Source organism: Streptomyces sp. NPDC050564 (genome assembly GCF_044457265.1).
Classification (GTDB): domain Bacteria; phylum Actinomycetota; class Actinomycetes; order Streptomycetales; family Streptomycetaceae; genus Streptomyces.
Genome location: NZ_JBITGS010000031.1, coordinates 93911 through 113157, shown reverse-complemented (window position 1 = coordinate 113157; position 19247 = coordinate 93911). Strand labels below are relative to the sequence as shown.

The window sequence follows — 19247 nt, the reverse complement described above, 5'->3', positions numbered from 1 at the left end:
CCCGTGGGGCCCTGCCCGGGCGCGTGTCCCCCGCCCGTCCGGTCAGCCGGTGGCGGTCAGTTGCTGCTGCGTGCTGCTCTGGGGCGCCGTCGGCTGGACCCGGCGCAGTCCGGTCAGGCTGACGAACACCAGGGAGAACACACCCGCTATGGCGAAGGCGGTGAAGCCCGCGGTGGTCGAGCCGGTGGCGAGCAACTGGCCTCCGAGCCACGGGCCGAAGACAGCGCCGAAGCGGCCCATGCCGGAGGTCCAGCCGACCGCGGTGGCGCGGTTGTCGTCATTGGAGCGAGCGGCCACGGTCGCGTAGATCATCGCCTGGGCGCTGAAGAGGAACATGCCGGTCAGGAAGACGACGGTGTAGGTGAGGGCCAGCGGCATGTGGATGCTGAGCGAGTAGATGCCGATGGCGGTGGCACCGAACCAGATCGCGGAGATGAGCGAGCCGCCGAACCTGTCGGTGAGCCGGCCGCCGATCAGCATGCCGACGATGCCGCCGAGGTTGATGACGATGACGAAGCCGATCGAGGACCCGAGGTTGTAGCCGTTGGCCTTCATCAGCGACGGCAGCCACTGCGAGACGCCGTAGACCAGCAGGAGGCCGCCGAAGGAGGCCACCCAGAAGAGCAGGGTCTGGACCCACAGGCCGCCGCGGAACAGGGCGGCCACGGCGCTGAATCGGTCGGCGGCGGCCGGGCGCTCCTTGTCGCGGGCTGCGAGTTCGACGCCGTAGCGGTCGGCCAGCGCCAGGGCTTCCGTGTCCCGGCCCTTGGCCTGCAGGAAGGCCATCGACTCGGGCAGGAACTTGGCGGCCAGCGGCACGCCGATGAAGAGCGGGATCACACAGATCCAGAAGGAGACCCGCCAGTCGCCGGTCCACAGCGCCACGAAGCCGGCGACGATACCGCCGGCCTGGTGGGCGGTCATCAGTGAGCCGACGATCAGGGCGCCGCGGCCGCGCGGGGCGTACTCGGTGACCAGAGTGATCGCGCTCGGCAGCAGGCCGCCGAGGCCGAGGCCGGCCAGGAAGCGGCCGAAGCTGAAGACGCCGAGGCTGGAGGCGGAGGCGCAGACGGCGGAGGCCAGGGAGAAGACGGCGGTCGACACGATGATGGTCTTCTTGCGGCCGACCCAGTCGCTGACGGTGCCGGAGGACAGGGCACCTATCAGCATGCCGAAGGTGGCGTACGAGCCGACGTCACCGGCCTTGCCGGGGTCGATGCCGAGCGCCTTCGTCTCGAGCATGTGCGGCAGCACGGAGCCGTAGATGAACATGTCGAGGCCGTCGAAGAGGACGACCAGCCAGCAGAGGCCGACGACGAGCGCGGCCAGTCTGCCGCCGCGAGCGGGCAGGGCGAGGGAGGAGGACATCGTTGTTTCCTCTCGTCCAGGAGGCGTGGGCCCTGGAAGGGGGATCGGTGAGGCGGGTCGATGCGGCGCGTGCGGCTGACCCGATTGTGCCCCAGACGCTAAGGATTGGTTTCAAGAGTGTCAACGATTTTGTCAACAATCCTAGAAACAATCTGGCCACCGTGAGGACGCTGCCACGGGGAGCTGAAAAGCAGGTGAGAAAGGCGCGGGCGACACATGATGACGTGCCGCCCGCGAGTGTGCGATGGCTGGAAACAGCCATGAAATCCTCGGCCGGGGAACGCCCGGCAGGAGGGATCAGCCGAGCGGCGGCGTGCCGTGGGTGTGGAAGGACTCGATGGTCTTCAGACCCCAGGCCTGCCCCTTCTTCCGCTCGTCCTCGGTCCAGATGACCAGGGGCCAGTCGGGCGCCAGGACCAGGCGGGTGAGCGGGTTGCACAGCTCGATGCGGTTGCCGCCCGGCTCGTAGACGTACAGGAAGAACGTCTGCTGGATGGCGTGCTTGTGCGGGCCGGTCTCGATGAACACGCCGGTGTCGATGGCGAGATCGGCGGCGCGCAGGATGTCCTCGCGGGTGTCCGTGGCGAAGGCGATGTGGTGCAGGCGCCCGTTCGAGCCGGTCCAGTCCTCGGTGTAGACGATGTCGTACGACTTGTTGCTGAAGGTCAGCCACTGGGCGGCGATCTTGCCGCTGTTGAGCCGGATCTGCTCGGTGGGGCGGGCGCCGAGCGCGTCGCGAAGGAAGTCGCCGTTGGGCGAGACGTCGGCGGCAAGGTAGTTGACGTGGTCCAGACGGCGCACGCCCACCCCGTGGCCGGGCTTGGCCTGCGGCTGGTTCTTCAGGGCCGGCTTCAGCTCGTCCGGCGCCCGGTACCACTCGCTCTCCCAGTACAGGGCGAGTTCATGGCCGTCCGGGTCGCTGGTGACGTACAGCGGGCCGAGGCCCGGTTCGTCCTCGACCCAGCGGCCCCTGCGGCCGCTGTTCTCGATCTCCTTGACGCGCCGCTGGAGGGCTTCCTCACTGGAGGCCCGGAGGGCTGTGCGGCGGATTCCCGAAGTCGAGTGGGCGGTGAGGGTCAGGCTGTGGTGTTCGTAGTCGTCCCAGGTCCGCAGGTAGACGGAGTCTCCCGAGCGACCGTTCTCGGTCAGGCCGAGGTAGTCGGTGAAGAACCGGACGCTGCCGTCCAGGTCCGGGGTGAGCAGTTCGACATGCCCGAGGTGGGCGATGTCTCCGAGGGGCGGCGCCATACGGGCCTCCTTAAAGGTGATGTGCGGCTCCGGCCGGCCGAGGGAAGACCGTGCCGTCGAAGATCTTCCGGGTGGTGCGTACGACGGCGGTGCGTCGGGCCACCGGGGCGGCGCGCTGAGGGCCGTACTCGACACCGGCTTCGATGTCGAGGAAGCCAGTGGGGTGTTCGATGCGCAGCCGGTCCCCCCTCTCGGGCAGGCGCGCCACGGCCTGCCCGACGCCGCCCTCCACGCGCAGCCCGGCGGCGACGCTCGCGGCGCCCAGGACTCCGATGGAGGTGTGGCAACGCACCGGGATGAAGGTGCGGGTCATGACGGCGCCACCGTGCCGGGGCGGCGCCAGCAGGGTCAGCTTGGGCACAGTGGTGTTCTCGACGTCGCCGAGGCCCATCAGCTTCCCCGCCTCCAGCCGGATCTCCCTCAGCCGGTCGGCGAGGGTCAGGTCCTCCTCCAGGTCCTTGGGCGACTCGTAGCCCGTGACGTCGAGGGAGGAGGCGGCGATCAGTACGGTCGGCATGCCGTTGTCCACGCAGGTCACCGGTGTGCCGGCGACGAGGTCGCGGGCCCGGCCGGTGGGCAGCAGTGGGCTACTGCCCTGCGGGAACTCGATCACCACCGGCGCGGCGGGGCCTGGCACACCGGAGATCTCGACGGAGCCGGTATACGCGACGCGCCCGCCGGGCGTGGGGAAGCTCGCGACGGCGAGATCCCCGGTGTTGCGCATACGGATCCTTACGGAGGTCCGCTCCTCCCCCGGCACGACCAGTCCGCGCTCGACAGCGAAGGGCCCCACCCCGGCCAGGATGTTGCCGCAGTTCTGCCGGTCGGACACCTCGGGTCGGTCGACGGCGACCTGCAGGAACAGGTAGTCGACGTCCGCCTCGGGGTCGGCCGATGCGGAGACCACGGCCACCTTGCTGGTCAGGGGGTGCGCCCCGCCCAGGCCGTCGATCTGGCGCGGGTCCGGGCTGCCCATCACGCGCAACAGCAGGTCATCGCGCGCGGCGGTGTCGGAGGGCAGCTCGTCGGCCAGGAAGTAGGCGCCCTTGGAGGTGCCGCCGCGCATGAGCATGCAGCGCACCTCCTCGAGTTCGGTCATGACTGCGCTCCGTCCCGCTCGTACGCCCCTCCCCGGACGTATTCCTCGTACGACTGGCAGGTGACGCCGAGTCGCACGAGTGTCTCGCGCAACCCGTAGCGGTCCAGGCCGAGTTGGCCCTCGATGAAGGCGGCGCGGGCCGCCGCCTCCTTGTTCTCGCGGGCTTCGGACGCCTCAGCGGCGCGCCGGGCGCCCTCGCGGGGCACGCACACCACACCGTCGTCGTCGGCGAGGATCACGTCGCCGGGCCGGACGATCTGGCCGCCGATGGCCACCGGTACGTTGACCGAGCCGCCGGTCGCCTTGACCGTGCCCTGCGGGCTGACCGCCGCGGCCCAGGCCGGGAAGCCCATGTCACGCAGCTCGGCGGTGTCCCGGATGCCCGCGTTGATGATCAGGCCGCGCACACCGCGCCGCTGGAGCGCCGTGGCGAACAGCTCACCGAACATGCCGTCGCTGGAGGGCGAGGTGGTGGTGACGACCAGGATGTCGCCCTCGCCGCACTGCTCGACGGCGGCGTGGATCATGAGGTTGTCACCGGGCCAGGAGAGCACCGTGACCGCGGTGCCCGCGACGCGCGTGCCCTGCTGGTTCGGGCGCAGGTGGGTGCCGAGCAGGCCGGTGCGGCCCATCGCCTCGTGCACGGTGGCGACACCGTACGCCCCGACCGCCTCGACGTCCTTCGCGTCGGCCTTCGGCGGATTGGTGACGATCAGGCCGCTCATGCCAGCTCCTTCGTGATCTGCGGGTACGGACGCATGTAGGCCTCGGCCATGGTTTTGTGGGCCAGGCCCAGGTTGGGGCCGGCGTTGCGCCTGAGCTGCATACCGCGGCGGACGGCGAGGTCGGTGTAGTAGTCCCACAGGTGCTGTTGGGCGCCGAGGCATTCCATGGCCTTGCGCTTGGTCTCCCACACCTCGGTGATGTCGAGAAGGACCTCGGGCTTGAAGCCGCTCATCTCGGGCTGGTGCGGCTCGAAGTAGAAGACCGGCGGAGCACCGATGATCTCGCCCGGACCGGGGTAGCCGATGGCCTGGGCGAGGACGCGGGCCTCCAGAGCCATGCGATGGGCGGCCGGGTGGTCGCCGTTGTACGGGTCCTCGGTTGGGTGGGTGAGAACGACGTCCGGCTGGGTCTCGCGGTAGACGGCCACGAGCTGATCGGTCAGTTCGGCGGTGGCGGTCAGCGGGTAGTCGCCGGCATCGAAGAAGCGGACCTCGCCGCCGAGGGTCGCGGCGGCGCGCTCCGCCTCGTCCCGGCGCATGGCCTTGATCTCTTCCAGCTTCTTGCCCTCGCACCACGCCTTGGCGGACTCGCCGCGCTCACCGAAGGTCAGGCACGCGATGGTGACCTTCTCGCCCCGGGAGGCGGCCAGGGCGATGGCTCCCCCGGCGCGCCACACGAAGTCCCCGGCATGCGCGGTGACGACCAGCGTCGATCGTGGGGTGTCGGGCGCTTTGCCGTGCGTCATTGCAGAAATCTCCTTGGTGGACAGGTATACGTCCACCTCGGTCTGGTCCGTCGCACAGCGCGCCGGCCGCGCGGTACGTCAGTCGCGCAGCGCGTCGATCACACTGCCGAGGTGGACGCGGACGGCCGCTTCGGCCGCCTGCGGGTCCCTGGCCCTGATCGCTTCGATCATGGCCAGGTGTTCACTCAGGGACTGCTGGGCACGCCCCGGTCTGAGCGCCAACTGGAAGCGGTGGCGCACCAGCTGAGCGTTGAGGCGCTCCAGGAGCTCCACGGCCACCTGCTGACCGGAGAACTCCCTGATCCGGGCGTGCACTTCGTGATTGAGCTCGGAGTAGGTCACCGGCTCGCCGTCGGCGACCGCCTTGGACATCGCCGCGCCCAAGTCGTCCAGCTCGGCCAGCTGTTCATCGCTGGCCGCGATGGCCGCCTTGGCCGCACACAGCGCTTCGAGGGCCATGCGGCACTCGGTGATGGCCACCGCTTCCTCGACCGTCACCACCCGCACCCTCGATCCGCGGTTGCGGATCCGCTCGACCAGTCCCTCCGATTCCAGCTCGATCAGCGCCGCCCGGACGCTGGCCCGAGTGACACCGAACTGTTCGGCGAGTTCGTTCTCCACCAGCCGCTGGGCCGGTGCCATCTCGCCGCGCAGAATCGCCTGCCGCAGCTGCACCAGTGCGTGCTGCTTGGCCTGCTCTCCGGTGCCTGGACGGGCTTCCTTCTGCATTGCGCCCTCCCTGAGTGAGTGCCTGTCGAACGTAAATCTAGTCCAACAAGATTGTCAACAATTTTGTTCTCCATGTTGGCGACAGGAACGGTCGGCGCTTCGAGCGCACGACTGCTGCGCGCGGGCCCCTGATGCCCCCTTCGTGACGGACAAGAGCAACTATGTCTGCATCAGTTGTGGACTGACCAATATCACCATGCAATTCTTTAACAACTGAACGCAAAATTCGGATCATCAAGCTCTCTCGCACCTGTTCCGCATCGACGCGACATCGCTCAAGGGCAGGAGAAGCATGACCGGACATCGTTGGAGAGGCTGCTTGTCGGCCGCTCTGCTGACATTCGCACTGGCTCTCACAGGACTCCCGGCGCTGACCACCACCGCGACGGCGGCCGGCGGTCCCGATCTCGCCGCGGGCAAGGCCGCCACGGCCGGCAGCTCGAAACAGGAGTACGGCGCGGCCCACATCACGGACGGCAACTCCGCTACGTACTGGGAGAGTTCGGGAGCGGACTTCCCCCAGTGGGTTCAGGTCGACCTCGGCGCGTCCAGCCGGGTGGACGAGGTGGTGCTGAAGCTCCCCCCGTCATGGGAAAGTCGTAATGAGACGCTCGCGGTCCAGGGCAGCGGTGACGGCACGAGCTTCGACACCATCAAGTCCTCGGCGTCGTACGCCTTCGCGCCGAGCGCGGGCAACACGGTGACGATCTCGTTCCCGGCCACTCAGACCCGCTACGTACGCATCAGCCTCACCGCGAACACCGGCTGGGCGGCCGCGCAGCTCGCCGAGCTGGAAGTGCACGGCGCGACCGACTCCTCGGGCAACCTCGCCGCGGGCAAGCAGTTCACGGCGAGCAGCTACACCCAGACGTATCTCCCCGCCAACGCGGGCGACGGCAACCGGGCCAGCTACTGGGAGAGCAGGAACGACGCCCTTCCGCAGTGGGTCCAGGTCGACCTCGGGTCCTCCGTGCGCGTCGACCGGGTGGTGCTGCGTCTGCCGGCCAACTGGGGCGCGCGGACCGAGACCCTTACGCTCCAGGGCAGCACGAACGGTTCGGACTTCAGCGACCTCACCGCCTCGAAGGCCTACGACTTCAACGCGGCGAACGACCAGTCGCAGACCCTCGGCTTCGACGCCACCACCACGCGGTACGTGCGCGTGCTGGTGAGCGCCAACACCGGTCAACCAGCGGGCCAGATCTCGGAGTTGGAGGTGTACGGACCCACCACGGGTGACACCCGGGCACCGAGCGCCCCCACCGACCTGGCCTACACCGAACCCGCCACCGGGCAGATCGAATTGACGTGGAAGGCCGCCACCGACGACGTCGGGGTCACCGGCTACGACATCTACGCCAACGGCGAGTTGAGGACCTCGATCGGCGGTGACGTCACGACGTACACCGACACCCAGCCCTCCTCAGTGACCGTCGCGTACTACGTGCGCGCCAACGACGCGGCGGGCAACGTGTCCGCCAACAGCAACACCGTGACCCGCAAGGGCGATTCGGGCGACACCCAGGCACCGACCGCACCCGGCAACCTAGCCTTCACAGAGGCCACCAGTGGTCAGGTCAAGCTCACCTGGCAGGCGTCGACGGACAATGTCAAGGTCACCGGCTACGACGTGTACGCCAACGGCACCCTGCGTCAGAGCGTCGCCGGTGACGTCACGACGTACACGGACAGCCGGCCCGCCTCGGCGACGGTGACGTACTACGTACGCGCCAAGGACGCGGCGGGCAACGTGTCCGCCAACAGCAACTCCGTCACGCGCACCGGCTCCACGAGCGACGATGCCAACCTCGCCGTGGGCAAGCCGATCACGGCGTCGTCCAGCGTGTACAGCTTCGCCGCGGAGAACGCCGACGACGACAGCACCAGCACCTACTGGGAGGGCGGCCCGGGCTCCTATCCGAACAGCCTGACCGTGCGGCTGGGGGCCAACGCCGACGTCAACTCCGTGGTCCTGAAGCTCAGTCCGGACGCGGCCTGGGCGACCCGTACGCAGCGGATCCAGGTCCTCGGGCGGGAGCAGAAAGCCGGCTCGTTCACGAATCTGGTGGACGCCAAGGAGTACTCGTTCGACCCGGCGAGCGGGAACACGGTGCGCATCACCGTCTCGGCCCGAGTCGCCGAAGTCCAGCTGGTGTTCACCGCCAACTCGGGAGCGCCCGCCGGGCAGGTGGCCGAGTTCCAGGTGCTGGGCAAGCCGGCCCCGAACCCCGACCTCGAGGTCACCGGCATAGCCTCGGTCCCGGACAACCCGGTCGAGTCCGACGCCCTGAAGCTGACCGCGACCGTGCGCAACACGGGTACGGAGGCCTCGGACGCCACCGACGTCCAATTCCAGCTGGGCGGCACCAAAGTGGGTTCCGCCTCCCTCGGCGCTCTGGCGGCCGGTGCCTCGGCGACGGTCACCGCGGACATCGGCGCCCGTGATGCCGGGACCTATCAAGTCGGCGCCGTCGTCGACCCGGACAACAAGGTCATCGAGCAGAACGAGGGCAACAACTCCTACACCAGCCCCACCTCCCTCGTCATCAAGCCCGTATCCACCTCCGACCTCATTGCCTCACCTGTCGGCTGGTCGCCGAGCGCACCGGCCGAGGGTGACACGGTCACCTTCTCCGTCACCCTGAAGAACCAGGGCACGATCGCCGCCGCGAACGCCAGCCACGGCATCACGCTCAGCCTGCTCGACTCCTCCGGTGCGACCGTGAAGACGCTCACCGGCTCCTACGACGGTGCCATCGCCGCGGGTGGCACCACCTCCCCCGTGAAGCTCGGCACCTGGACCGCCGGCAAGGGCAAGTTCACCGTGAAGACCGTGATCGCGGCCGACGCCGGCGAACTGCCGGTCAAGCGCGACAACAACACCAGCAGCCTGCCGCTGTTCGTCGGACGCGGCGCCGACATGCCGTACGACATGTACGAGGCCGAGGACGGCACGGTGGGAGGCGGCGCCCAGACCGTCGGGCCCAACCGCACCGTCGGCGACATCGCGGGCGAGGCCTCCGGCCGCAAGGCCGTCACGCTCAACAGCACCGGCAACTACGTGGAATGGACCACCAAGGCCGACGCCAACACCCTGGTGACCCGCTTCTCCATCCCGGACTCCCCGGGCGGTGGCGGCACGAACTCCACGCTCGACGTCTACGTCGACGGCGAGTTCCTCAAAGCCATCGACCTCACGTCCCAGTACGCCTGGCTGTACGGGGCGGAGACCGGTCCGGGCAATTCGCCGGGCTCGGGCTCACCGCGTCACATCTACGACGAGGCGAACCTGATGCTCGGTCGCACGGTTTCGGCCGGCAGCAAGATCCGTCTCCAGAAGGACGCCGCCAACGACTCGAAGTACGCGATCGACTTCGTGAGCCTGGAGCAGGTGTCGGCGATCCCCAATCCGGATCCGGCGACGTACGCGGTCCCGGCCGGGTTCGCGCAGCAGGACGTGCAGAACGCGCTCGACAAAGTGCGCATGGACACGACGGGCAAGCTCGTCGGCGTCTATCTGCCGGCCGGTGACTACGAGACGTCGAGCAAGTTCCAGGTGTACGGCAAGGCGGTCAAGGTCGTCGGCGCCGGGCCCTGGTACACCCACTTCCACGCGCCGTCGGCGCAGGAGAACACGGACATCGGTTTCCGGGCGGACGCCACGGCCAAGGGGTCGTCGTTCGCGAACTTCGCGTACTTCGGCAACTACACCTCCCGCATCGACGGTCCGGGCAAGGTGTTCGACTTCTCCAACGTCTCCGACGTCACCATCGACAACATCTGGAACGAGCACATGGTGTGCCTCTACTGGGGCGCCAACACCGACAGCATCACCATCAAGAACTCGCGGATCCGCGACATGTTCGCCGACGGCGTCAACATGACCAACGGCAGCACCGACAACCACGTCGTCAACAACGAGGCGCGGGCCACCGGTGACGACAGCTTCGCGCTGTTCTCCGCGATCGACGCGGGCGGAGCCGACGAGAAGAACAACGTCTACGAGAACCTCACGTCGATCCTGACCTGGCGCGCGGCGGGCATCGCCGTCTACGGCGGCTACGACAACACCTTCCGCAACATCCACATCGCCGACACGCTCGTCTACTCCGGTATCACCGTCAGCTCGCTGGACTTCGGCTACCCGATGAACGGCTTCGGCACGGATCCGACGACCTTGGAGAACATCTCGATCGTCCGCTCGGGCGGTCACTTCTGGGGTGGACAGACCTTCCCCGGCATCTGGATGTTCTCCGCCTCGAAGGTCTTCCAGGGGATCCGCGTCAACAACGTCGACATCGTCGATCCGACGTACAGCGGCATCATGTTCCAGACGAACTACGTGGGAGGACAGCCACAGTTCCCGATCAAGGACACCGTCCTCACGGACGTGACGATCTCCGGGGCGCACAGGAGCGGCGACGCGTACGACGCGAAGTCCGGCTTCGGACTGTGGGCCAACGAGCTGCCGGAGGCCGGGCAGGGTCCTGCCGTCGGTGAAGTCACCTTCCACAACCTGAAGTTGAGCGAGAACGTACAGGACGTGAAGAACACGACGTCCACGTTCAAGATCAACCTGCTGCCCTAGCGACACCCTGCGCGGCAGGTGGTGGCACGCCGGGTGACGGGGCCTCCGGTGCCCCGTCACTCAGGCATGCAAGGCGTCAGGAGCCCATCATCTCGCGGACCAGCGGTGCCACTTCGGTGCCGAACAGCTCGATGTTGGTCATGAGCGCGGAGTGCGGCATGCCGTGCATCCCGTACTTGAGGTCGAAACGGGTCGCGTCGAGGTCCTTGAGGGTGGCCGTGATCTTGCGGGCCACGGTTTCGGGCGATCCGACGTGCAGCGCGCCACCGGGGCCGACATCGCGCATGAGGCTCTCGCGGGTGGGGGCGCGGAAGCCGCGCTGCTTGGAGACGCTGCGGATCACGGCTTCGAAGGCGGGCAGAAACTCCTCCAGCGCCTGTTCGTCGGTGGCGGCGACATGGCCCGGCGCATGTACGCCGACGGGTCGCCGGGGTTGCCCGAACTTCTCCAGTGCCTGCTGGAACAGCTGCGAGAACGGCGCGAAGCGGGCCGTTTCGCCCCCGATGATCGCGAGCATCAGCGAGAACCCGTACCGGGCGGTCCGGACGACCGACTGCGGGCTGCCGCCGACGCCGACCCAGGTCGGAATCGCTCCCGACTCGCTGTGCGGGTAGACGGACATGCCGTCGAGGGAGGGGCGGGTGTTCCCGGACCAGGTGACGGGCTTCTCCTGCAGGAGCTCGGCGAAGAGTTCGAGCTTCTCCTCGAACAGTTCCTCGTAGTCGCTCAGGTCATACCCGAAGAGCGGGAAGGACTCGGTACTCGATCCCCTGCCGAGGATCACCTCGGCGCGACCGCCGGACACGCCGTCGAGGGTGGCGTAGCGCTGGAAGACACGGACGGGATCGTCGGAACTGATCACCGTCACCGCCGATCCCAGGCGGATGTGCGACGTGCGCGCCGCGATGGCCGCGAGCACGACGTCGGCAGCTGAGAGCGGCATCGTGTCGGTGTGGTGCTCGCCGATGCCGAAGTGGTCCAGGCCGACCTGGTCGGCGAGGACGCCTTCCGCCACCAGACCGCGGATGGCCTGGCCGTGGGACAGCGACCTGCCCTCGGCGTCGTTCGTCACGTCACCGAACGTGTCGAGCCCCAGCGTGACACCTCCCCCGCCGGTCGGATCGATCGAAGGGTTGGACATCTCGTACTCCTCGGTTCTTCGCTCGGTGCCTCAGGGCGCGATGCGCTGCAGTGCCTCGACGAGCAGCGTCAGGTCGGTGCCTTCGAGGTGGTCGAAGACATGGCGCCGGGCGCTGGCCAGATGGGCGGGCCACGCCTCCTCCAGCCGGGCGAGGCCCGCGTCGGTGAGAACGGCGTTCCACCCACGGCCGTCCTCGTCGCACCTGGTCCGTTCGATCAGGCCCTGTTTCTCCAGACGGGTGACGACGCGGGTCATTCCGCTCAGCGAAAGGTTGGCGGTGGCGGCGAGCTCACTCATCCGCATCCGCCGGCCCGGGGCCTCGGAGAGGTGCATCAGGGCCGTGTACTCGGAGACCGGCAGATGCTGCTCGCGCATCATGTCCGCGTCGATCACACGGGGCAGGACGATCATCACGCGACCGAGTTGGCGCAGCAGCGCTTCCTCGTCCGCACTCAGGGGTTGCAGTGGCTGCTCGGCGGTCGGCATGCATCACATCCTACTTGCTTGACGCAGCAAGCATTGCATGATTACTTGACGGAGCAAGTACTTCTCGCTGATGGATCCGCTGGACCGGAGACATCGGATCGAGATGACCAGAGAGTCTTTGAGGGACAGCCATGACCAAGATCGGAATCATCCTCGGCAGCACCCGCCCCGGACGCAACGGGGAGGCCGTCGCCCGCTGGGTGCACGAGGTCGCCGCGCAGCGCACCGACGCGGAGTTCGAGCTCGTCGACCTGCTCGACTACAAGCTCCCCCACCTCGACGAGGCGTACCCGCCGTCACTGGGCCAGTACACCCAGCCGCACACGCTGAACTGGGCCGACAAGATCGCCTCGTTCGACGGCTTTGTGATGGTGACGCCGGAGTACAACCACTCCACCTCCGGCGCACTGAAGAACGCCATCGACTTCCTGTACGCCGAGTGGAACAACAAGGCCGTGGGGTTCGTCAGTTACGGCTCGGCCGGCGGCACCCGCGCGGTGGAACATCTTCGCCTGATCGCCGGCGAACTCCAGATGGCCGACGTACGCGCCCAGGTCGCGCTGTCGCTGTTCACCGACTTCGAGAACTTCAGCGTCTTCAAGCCCGGCGACTTCCAGCGCGAGGCCCTCGGCACCACGCTGGACCAGGTGGTGGCCTGGAGCCGGGCTCTGGCCCCACTGCGCGCCGCCTGAGGGAAGCGCTCACCGCGCCGGTGCCCGCGGCATGACGCGGACACCGGCGAGCCTGTCGAGGATGCACTGGTCGGATCGGGGCCGGGCGCCGCGGGCTGCCCGGTGCTCCTGGGAGTGTCAGGGACAGTCACCTCCGGGAGAGCCGACCTACCGTGGTCGACATGGACACCACGAACGCGCTCGGTGCGTTCCTGTGCGTCGGCGGGAACCGGTGCGGCCGGAGGATGTCGGCCTGCGCAGTACCGGGCTGCGGCAGGTGACCGGGCTGCACCGGGAGGAAGTGGTGATCCCCGCCGGGATCAGGCACCTCCTTTGATGGGTCATGTCGAGTGGGCCATGACGCCCGCTTGATCGACCTCGGCGGCCACCCGAGAGCCTGCGAGCTCCGTGCTAGCATGACCGCGCGATTGCCAGGAATCCTGTCGGTTGGCGACTCGGCTCGACGAACGGAACCGTATGTCCCTCCTCGCCCGGCCCGCGGTGGCGTCCTTCGCCGCCACATCGATGCAGCGCCTCGCTCTGTTGGCGGACCGGCGTTCGGGCGGCCGGGGCTCCGCGGCCGCTTCCCACAGCCGCCTTCCGGAATTCCCGCGCAGCGTAAGCGAGTTGAAGATCCCGACCTCGGTCGCCGACGCCCGGGTCGTGGTGTACCTGCCGACCACCGAGGGTCCACCTCCGCCGGTTCACGTCAACTTCCACGGCGGCGGCTACGTCATGTCCCAGACGGAGATCGACGATCCGCTGTGCCGTTTCCTCGCCGCGGAGGCGGGAGTCGCCGTGATCAACGTGGACTACGTCGTCGCCCCGCAACACCGGTTTCCCGCCCCGCCCCGGCAGGCCTTCGAGGTCGTCCGGTGGATCGCCGGACACGGCGGCGAACACGGCTGGGACGGCAGCCGCCTCTCCGTCGGCGGACAGAGCGCCGGAGGCGGTCTCGCCGCGGCCGTGGCCCGTCAGGCTCTCGAGGAAGGCGGGCCTTCGATCGCGCTGCAGGTCCTTCACTACCCGCCGCTCGACCTCGCGACCAGCGACAAGGACAAGCGCGCCGCCATTGCCAAGCCGCTGCTGCGCCCGTGGATGGCTGAAGTCTTCGACACCTCGTACGTTCCGGACCCGCGCCGGCGCACCGACCGGCTGGTGTCGCCCGCCCATCCGTCGGACACCGCCGATCTCTCCGGCATCGCCCCGGCCCTGGTGATCACAGCGGAGTTCGACCTCCTCAAGGCGGAGGGCGAGCGGTACGCCGAGCGCCTTCGGCAGGCCGGGGCCCTTGTCGAATACCACGACGTCCCCCAGGCCGATCACGGTTACGACGTCAACGACGACGTGAAGGCCCGGGAGGTCTACGCCCTGATCGCCCGGCATGTGCGGCGCGCCGTGAACGCCGAGGCGCCCGACGCCGGTTGAGCGGGCGTGAGACCGCCGCGGACGGACCGGACGGGCGCCTCGGGCGGGACGGGGTGGGCGGACACGTCAGGGCCGATGAGGGGCCCGGGCGCATCGGGGCTCCCTGAGGCGCCGGCACCCTTCGAGCGCTGATGAGGCGCCCGAGCCCTTAGGGGCCCGATGAGGCGCCCAGGACGTCGGGGCGGAGCGAGTGGCCGGGCGCGTCGGGGCGGACGAGGTGGCCAGGGTGTCCCACCGCACCTGGTACGCCCCGGCCATCCGCCCCTCCATCCCCCTTCATGGAGACTGTGCCGGCCCTACGACCGGGCCTCGGGGGGTGTGATGCCGAACTTCCCGGCGCTCTCCGTCAGTTCGCGTCACACCTTCGGCGCCACGGGTACCCCGCTGCTCGGCACGCTCCACGGCCACCGCGGCGCTGCGCTCGCCGGGATAGAACACGCCCTCCGCGCCGTCCGCCGACGGCAGCCCCTTGAGGGTGCTCAGGGTGGCGTCGACCGTCGCGGCGAAGTCCTCCGCATCGCCGAAGGCCGCCGGGTCGATGGCGATGAGCAGGGCGTTCTGGCGGTGTTGATCGGCCAGTCGAGGACCTCGGAGATGCCGAGGCCCGTGATCCACTCAAGCTCCTCGGGCGTGAACTCCCAGTGCCTGGTGAACTGTTCGATGGTGTCGGTGTAGGTGATGCCGTGGCCGAGCAGGCGGGTGATGTCGGTGCCGTAGAAGCAGCGCCGCGGGCCCATCCTGTCGACCATCTCGCGCACGTACTTCTCGATGTTCTTGTTCGGGAAGGGCTGCGTCGAGTAGCCGGGCAGCGCCGAGACCTTTGACGTAGATGTTGGGGTGCTCGGCGAGGTCGGCGGTCTCCTGGACCCAGTAGCCGATCGCGTCGTCCACGCAGCGGGCCATGATGCCCATGCGGTCGATGATGATCTTCAGGCCGGGGTGCTTGGCGGCGATCTGGCCGAGCTCACGCTTCCAGATCGGGGCGTGCACCATGGTGGGGATGGAGAGCTCCTCGGCGATCGGCCAGTACCAGTCGTTGGTGCCGTCGATCATCCAGTTACGGTCCTGCGGGCGGTGGAAGGTGAGCCGGGTGCCCTTGATGTGCGGGTTCTGGGCGAAGTCCTTCAGCAGGGCCGTGCCCTCGACCGGGTCGTCCTGCGGGACGCGGGCCATGATGTCGAAGCGGTCCGGGTGCGCCTCGCAGGCCTCCAGGGCGTAGTCGATGCGGTTGCCCTCCCACGACGGAGGCAGGATCAGCGCCCGGTTGACACCGGCCTCGTCCATGAGCTCAAGGGCTTCCTCGTACGAGAAGGGGTCCTCGCGGTGCCCGTTGAGGCGGATGCGCTCCCGCGCGCCCGGGACCCAGGGGCGCTCCGGGGTCTCTTCCTTCCAGATGTGGATCTGCGTGTCGACAACGAACATGTCTTCAACTCTTCCTTTTTAAGCGGGTGTTCGGGTGCTACGGAAGGAACGCTAGGCGGGACCCGAGGCCTTGCCGAGTCCTGGGAGTGCAAGCTGTTCTTGCGTGAAAGTGCGCTGCACCCAGGGCATTTTCAGATTGCGGAGGCGTCGTCGAGGACGGCGTCGACGATGTGCTCGGCGATCGCCATGGACGCCGTGGCGGCCGGCGAGGGCGCGTTGCGCACGGCGGTGATCCGGCCCACCTGGTGGATGCGGAAGTCGTCCACGAGCGTGCCGTCCGGGTCCAGGGCCTGGGCGCGCACCCCGGCCCCGCCGCGGACCACGTCGCGGACGCCGACCCCGGGGACGTACAGCTCGGCGTCCTTCATGAAGGCCGCCATGGACAGCGAGCTGCGGTACTCCTTGATGCCCGTCCTCCAGTGCTGGGCGGCCATCTTCCAGGAGCCGGGGTAGGCGGCGAGTCCGGCGAGGTCCTTCAGGGAGAACCTGCTGAGCCTGTAGCCCTCCCTGGCCAGGGCCAGGACGGCGTTCGGCCCGACCTCGACCGAACCGTCGACCCGCGGGGTGAAGTGCACGCCGAGGAAGGGGTAACGCGGGTCCGGGACCGGGTAGATGAGACCGCGCACCAGGTCCGTGCGCTCCGGTTTGAGGAGCATGTACTCGCCCCGGAACGGGATGATCTTCGGTTCTCTCTTGTCCTGGGCGAGCTTGGCGACGGCGTCCGAGTGGAGGCCCGCGCAGAGGATCAGCCGGTCGACGCGGACGCGTTCCTGCCCTGAGGCCACCTCGATGCCGCCCGGGACGGTGGTGATGGAGGTGACCGGGAAACCGAGCTTCACCTCGCCGCCCGAGGCCTCGATGTCCCTGGCGAACTCCCGTGCGATCGCCGGATAGTCGGTGATCGCGGTGCGCGGGGAGTGCAGCGCCGCGATGCCCCCGGCGTGGGGCTCCAGCTCCTTGATCTCCTCCTTGGAGATCTTCCTCAGGTCGGGTACGTGATTGTTCCTGGCCCGCGCGTAGAGGTTGTCCATCCGGCCCAGCTCGTCCTCGCGCACCGCCACCACGAGCTTGCCGATCTGCTCGTACGGCAGCCCCCGGTCCTGACAGTACTCACGCAGGACGGCCACGCCTCGCACGCACAGTTCCGCCTTGAGGCTGCCCGGCGCGTAGTAGATGCCGGCGTGCACCACGCCCGAGTTGTGCCCGGTCTGGTGGACCGCGACCTCCCGCTCCTTCTCCAGCACCACGACCCTGGTGCCCGGGCGGCGCAGCGCGCTCTCCCGGCCGGTGGCCAGGCCCACGATGCCCGCGCCCACGATGCCGATCGTCTCGTCAGCCATCGGCATCCTCCTCTCTCTCGACACTGAGGGCGCGCTCAGGCGCCCAGGTGAATGGCGACCGTCTTGACGCGGGTGGAGAACCGCAGGACCTCCTCGCCCTGCTCCTTGTAGGCCGTACCGGAGTCACGGAACCCGCCGAAGGGCAGATGCACGTCCCAGCCGGTGGTGGTGGTGTTCACCGCTATCTGCCCGCACTCGGCCTCGTCCGCGAAGTGGTGGGCGCGGGCGAGATCGCGGGTGAACACGGCGGCGGCGAGCCCGAAGTCGGAGTCGTTCACCGCCTCGACGGCCTGCGCGAAGTCGTCGACGGCGCGGACGGCTAGGACCGGTCCGAAGACCTCCTCGCGCCAGATCGCCGTCTCGGCGGTGACGTCGGCGAGGACGGTCGGCTGTACATAGCAGCCGTGCGCCCGCTCGCCCTCGGTGTCCGCCCTGCCGCCGGTGAGAACGGTGGCGCCCTGCTCGATCGCGCGGCCCAGGTCCGCGAGGACGGAGTCGCGCTGCTGGGGACTGGACAACGGGCACAGGGTGGTGGCCGGGTCGCTGCCCGGGCCGATGGTCAGCGCCTCGACCTCGGCGACGAGGAGCCGGGTGAACTCCTCGTACACCGGCCGCTCGACGACGACCCTGCTGGTGGCGGTGCAGCGCCGCCCGGCCTGACCGAAGGAGGCGGCGACGACGGCCTTCGCGGCGGTCGGCAGGTCGGCGTCCCCGAGGACCACGGAGGCGCTCTTGCCGCCGGGTTCGCCCTGGAAGCGGACGTTGCGGTCGGCGAGACGGCGGCGGATCCGGTTGCCCACCGCGTTGGAGCCGGTGAAGGTGATGCCGACGATCCGCGGGTCGTCGAGGAGCGCCTCCTCGATCTCCGCGGTGCGGCCCGTCACCACGTTCAGGACTCCGGCCGGCAGGCCCGCGTCGTGCAGGGCGCGGGCGAAGTGCAGTCCGGAGAGCGGGGTCTCGGTGGCCGGCTTGAAGACGGCCGCGTTGCCTGCCGCGAGCAGCGGGGCCAGCTTGCGGGCCGGGGTGATCAGCGGATCGTTCCACGGGCTGATCACGAGGATCACGCCGATCGGTTCCCGCTGGATGTGCGTACGTGTGTGGGGGCGAGCGTCGTGCAGCAGGGTGCCGTAGCCCTGGCGGGCCAGGCCGGCGTAGTAGTCGAGGAAGTCGGCGGCCTTCAGGGTCTCGCCGCGGGCCTCGGCCGTGGTCTTGCCGTTCTCGGCGGTGACGTCGGCCGCGATCCGCTCGACCCGCTCGCGGATCAGCCGCGCCGCGTCGGTGAGGATGCGCGCCCGCTCGAAGGGGCTGGTGCGCTTCCAGCCGGCGAACCCGCGCTCTGCGTGGTCGTAGGCCCGGGCGACGTCCTTGGCGGCGAGCGCGGGGATGCGGGCGACCGGGGTGCGGACATCGGCCGGGTCGTGGGCATCGATCCACTCGCCGGTCGCCACCCACTCTCCACCGGAGAGGGTTTCCAGGGTTCGCATGAAGATCACTTCCTTCGTCCGCCGCGGTGCGGGTCCGCGGTCTGCGCAGTCGGCGGCCGCAGTGGGCCAGATGCGACAACACACCATGTCGGGGCAGGGCCGCCAGCCCCGCGCAGGCAGGCATTGCTTGCGCCGCGCGCGGTTCGACGGACGGGTGATCCGTGCTGGAATCGGCAGGCCGGACGGCGTGTTCCATGCCGCCGGGAGCCCATATTCCGCTGAGGAGAGACAGCCATGGCCTACGCAGTCATCGCCCGCTACCACTGTGAGCCCGCCGACGAGGCCACCGTGCGTGCCGCGCTGCTCAAGGTGCGCGAGCACACCCGTGCCGAGCCTGCGAACCTGGCGTACGAGGTGCACGCCGAGGCGGACCGGCCGGGGAGTTTCGTGCTGTACGAGCAGTACACCGACCGCGCCGGTTTCGACGCGCACAAGGCCGCCGACCACTTCGAGGAACTGATCGTGGAGACCGTGTGGCCGCTGCTGACCGAGCGCACGGTGACCTTCGCCGAGGTCCTCTGAGGCCCCGCCGGGAAGCGCGGGCACGCTTCCCGGCTCCCCTGCGGGCCACCGGCTCAGAACTCGTTGCCCCAGCAGTAGCGGGCGAGCGTCTCCACCGCCGTGCCGCCAGGGCCTCCACGGCCAGCGCGTCCTCGAAGGAGAGCGCACCGGGAGCGGCGGGTTCGGCGGCGACCTGGCCGAGCAGCAGCGGGTTGTCGAGCTGGATCAGGCGGACACCGCGGGACACCAGGAGCTGGATCTCCGCCCGGAT

16 protein-coding genes are annotated in these 19247 nt (G+C 69.0%); 4 read left to right on the top strand and 12 right to left on the bottom strand.

Annotated features, from left to right (window positions below; translation table 11 throughout):
• Positions 1–42: 42 nt before the first annotated feature.
• The 6 genes from ACIBK0_RS38045 to ACIBK0_RS38020 all read right to left on the bottom strand — a co-directional run bounded on the left by ACIBK0_RS38045 (position 43) and on the right by ACIBK0_RS38020 (position 5915).
• Positions 43–1368, bottom strand: coding sequence for an MFS transporter (locus tag ACIBK0_RS38045; RefSeq protein WP_399090275.1), 1326 nt, complete (start codon positions 1366–1368; stop codon positions 43–45).
• A gap of 297 nt (positions 1369–1665) precedes the next feature.
• Positions 1666–2616, bottom strand: coding sequence for a catechol 2,3-dioxygenase (locus tag ACIBK0_RS38040; RefSeq protein ID WP_399090272.1), 951 nt, complete (start codon positions 2614–2616; stop codon positions 1666–1668).
• Positions 2617–2626: 10 nt separating this feature from the next.
• A complete protein-coding gene (locus ACIBK0_RS38035; RefSeq protein ID WP_399090269.1) occupies positions 2627–3715 on the bottom strand; it encodes a 4-oxalomesaconate tautomerase in 1089 nt (362 codons plus the stop codon).
• Complete coding sequence (locus ACIBK0_RS38030) at positions 3712–4440, bottom strand: 4-carboxy-4-hydroxy-2-oxoadipate aldolase/oxaloacetate decarboxylase (RefSeq protein ID WP_399090266.1); 729 nt, start codon at positions 4438–4440, stop codon at positions 3712–3714. Before ACIBK0_RS38030 ends, ACIBK0_RS38035 begins: the two co-directional genes overlap by 4 nt.
• Entirely contained in the window at positions 4437–5186 is a 750-nt protein-coding gene (locus tag ACIBK0_RS38025; RefSeq protein ID WP_399090263.1) for a PIG-L deacetylase family protein, read from the bottom strand. Before ACIBK0_RS38025 ends, ACIBK0_RS38030 begins: the two co-directional genes overlap by 4 nt.
• A 78-nt stretch (positions 5187–5264) precedes the next feature.
• On the bottom strand, positions 5265–5915 hold the full coding sequence (locus tag ACIBK0_RS38020) for a GntR family transcriptional regulator (protein WP_399090260.1): 651 nt from the start codon (positions 5913–5915) through the stop codon (positions 5265–5267).
• Positions 5916–6207: 292 nt separating this feature from the next.
• Between ACIBK0_RS38020 and ACIBK0_RS38015 the strand changes: the two genes are divergently transcribed.
• Positions 6208–10503 carry a discoidin domain-containing protein gene (locus ACIBK0_RS38015; RefSeq protein ID WP_399090257.1) on the top strand — a complete coding sequence of 1432 codons (4296 nt, stop codon included), beginning with the start codon at positions 6208–6210 and terminating at the stop codon, positions 10501–10503.
• A gap of 76 nt (positions 10504–10579) precedes the next feature.
• Here the strand turns inward: ACIBK0_RS38015 and ACIBK0_RS38010 are convergent, their stop codons facing one another.
• Together ACIBK0_RS38010 and ACIBK0_RS38005 are read right to left on the bottom strand one after the other, a co-directional pair.
• On the bottom strand, positions 10580–11644 hold the full coding sequence (locus ACIBK0_RS38010; RefSeq protein WP_399090254.1) for an LLM class flavin-dependent oxidoreductase: 1065 nt from the start codon (positions 11642–11644) through the stop codon (positions 10580–10582).
• A 30-nt stretch (positions 11645–11674) separates the two neighbouring features.
• A complete protein-coding gene (locus tag ACIBK0_RS38005) occupies positions 11675–12130 on the bottom strand; it encodes a MarR family winged helix-turn-helix transcriptional regulator (protein WP_399090251.1) in 456 nt (151 codons plus the stop codon).
• 131 nt (positions 12131–12261) lie between these two features.
• On the opposite strand from ACIBK0_RS38005, the gene ACIBK0_RS38000 reads away from it, so the two are divergent.
• Together ACIBK0_RS38000 and ACIBK0_RS37995 are read left to right on the top strand one after the other, a co-directional pair.
• A complete protein-coding gene (locus ACIBK0_RS38000) occupies positions 12262–12822 on the top strand; it encodes an NADPH-dependent FMN reductase (RefSeq protein WP_399090248.1) in 561 nt (186 codons plus the stop codon).
• A 456-nt stretch (positions 12823–13278) separates the two neighbouring features.
• Positions 13279–14229: an alpha/beta hydrolase gene (locus ACIBK0_RS37995; protein ID WP_399090245.1), complete on the top strand. Its 951-nt coding sequence runs from the start codon at positions 13279–13281 to the stop codon at positions 14227–14229.
• A 276-nt stretch (positions 14230–14505) separates the two neighbouring features.
• Here ACIBK0_RS37995 and ACIBK0_RS37990 read toward each other — a convergent pair whose 3' ends face one another.
• The 4 genes from ACIBK0_RS37990 to ACIBK0_RS37975 form a co-directional block, all read right to left on the bottom strand.
• The gene (locus tag ACIBK0_RS37990) at positions 14506–14844 is read right to left on the bottom strand and encodes an Ldh family oxidoreductase (protein ID WP_399090243.1); all 339 of its coding nucleotides are present in this window, start codon (positions 14842–14844) and stop codon (positions 14506–14508) included.
• Positions 14845–15651: an amidohydrolase family protein gene (locus tag ACIBK0_RS37985; RefSeq protein ID WP_399090240.1), complete on the bottom strand. Its 807-nt coding sequence runs from the start codon at positions 15649–15651 to the stop codon at positions 14845–14847.
• Positions 15652–15782: 131 nt separating this feature from the next.
• The gene (lhgO, locus tag ACIBK0_RS37980; protein ID WP_399090237.1) at positions 15783–16991 is read right to left on the bottom strand and encodes an L-2-hydroxyglutarate oxidase; all 1209 of its coding nucleotides are present in this window, start codon (positions 16989–16991) and stop codon (positions 15783–15785) included.
• Positions 16992–17026: 35 nt separating this feature from the next.
• A complete protein-coding gene (locus ACIBK0_RS37975) occupies positions 17027–18475 on the bottom strand; it encodes an aldehyde dehydrogenase family protein (protein WP_399090234.1) in 1449 nt (482 codons plus the stop codon).
• Between the two features lie 234 nt (positions 18476–18709).
• Here ACIBK0_RS37975 and ACIBK0_RS37970 point away from each other — a divergent pair, with 234 nt between their 5' ends.
• Entirely contained in the window at positions 18710–18997 is a 288-nt protein-coding gene (locus tag ACIBK0_RS37970) for a putative quinol monooxygenase (protein WP_399090231.1), read from the top strand.
• Positions 18998–19247: the final 250 nt, after the last annotated feature.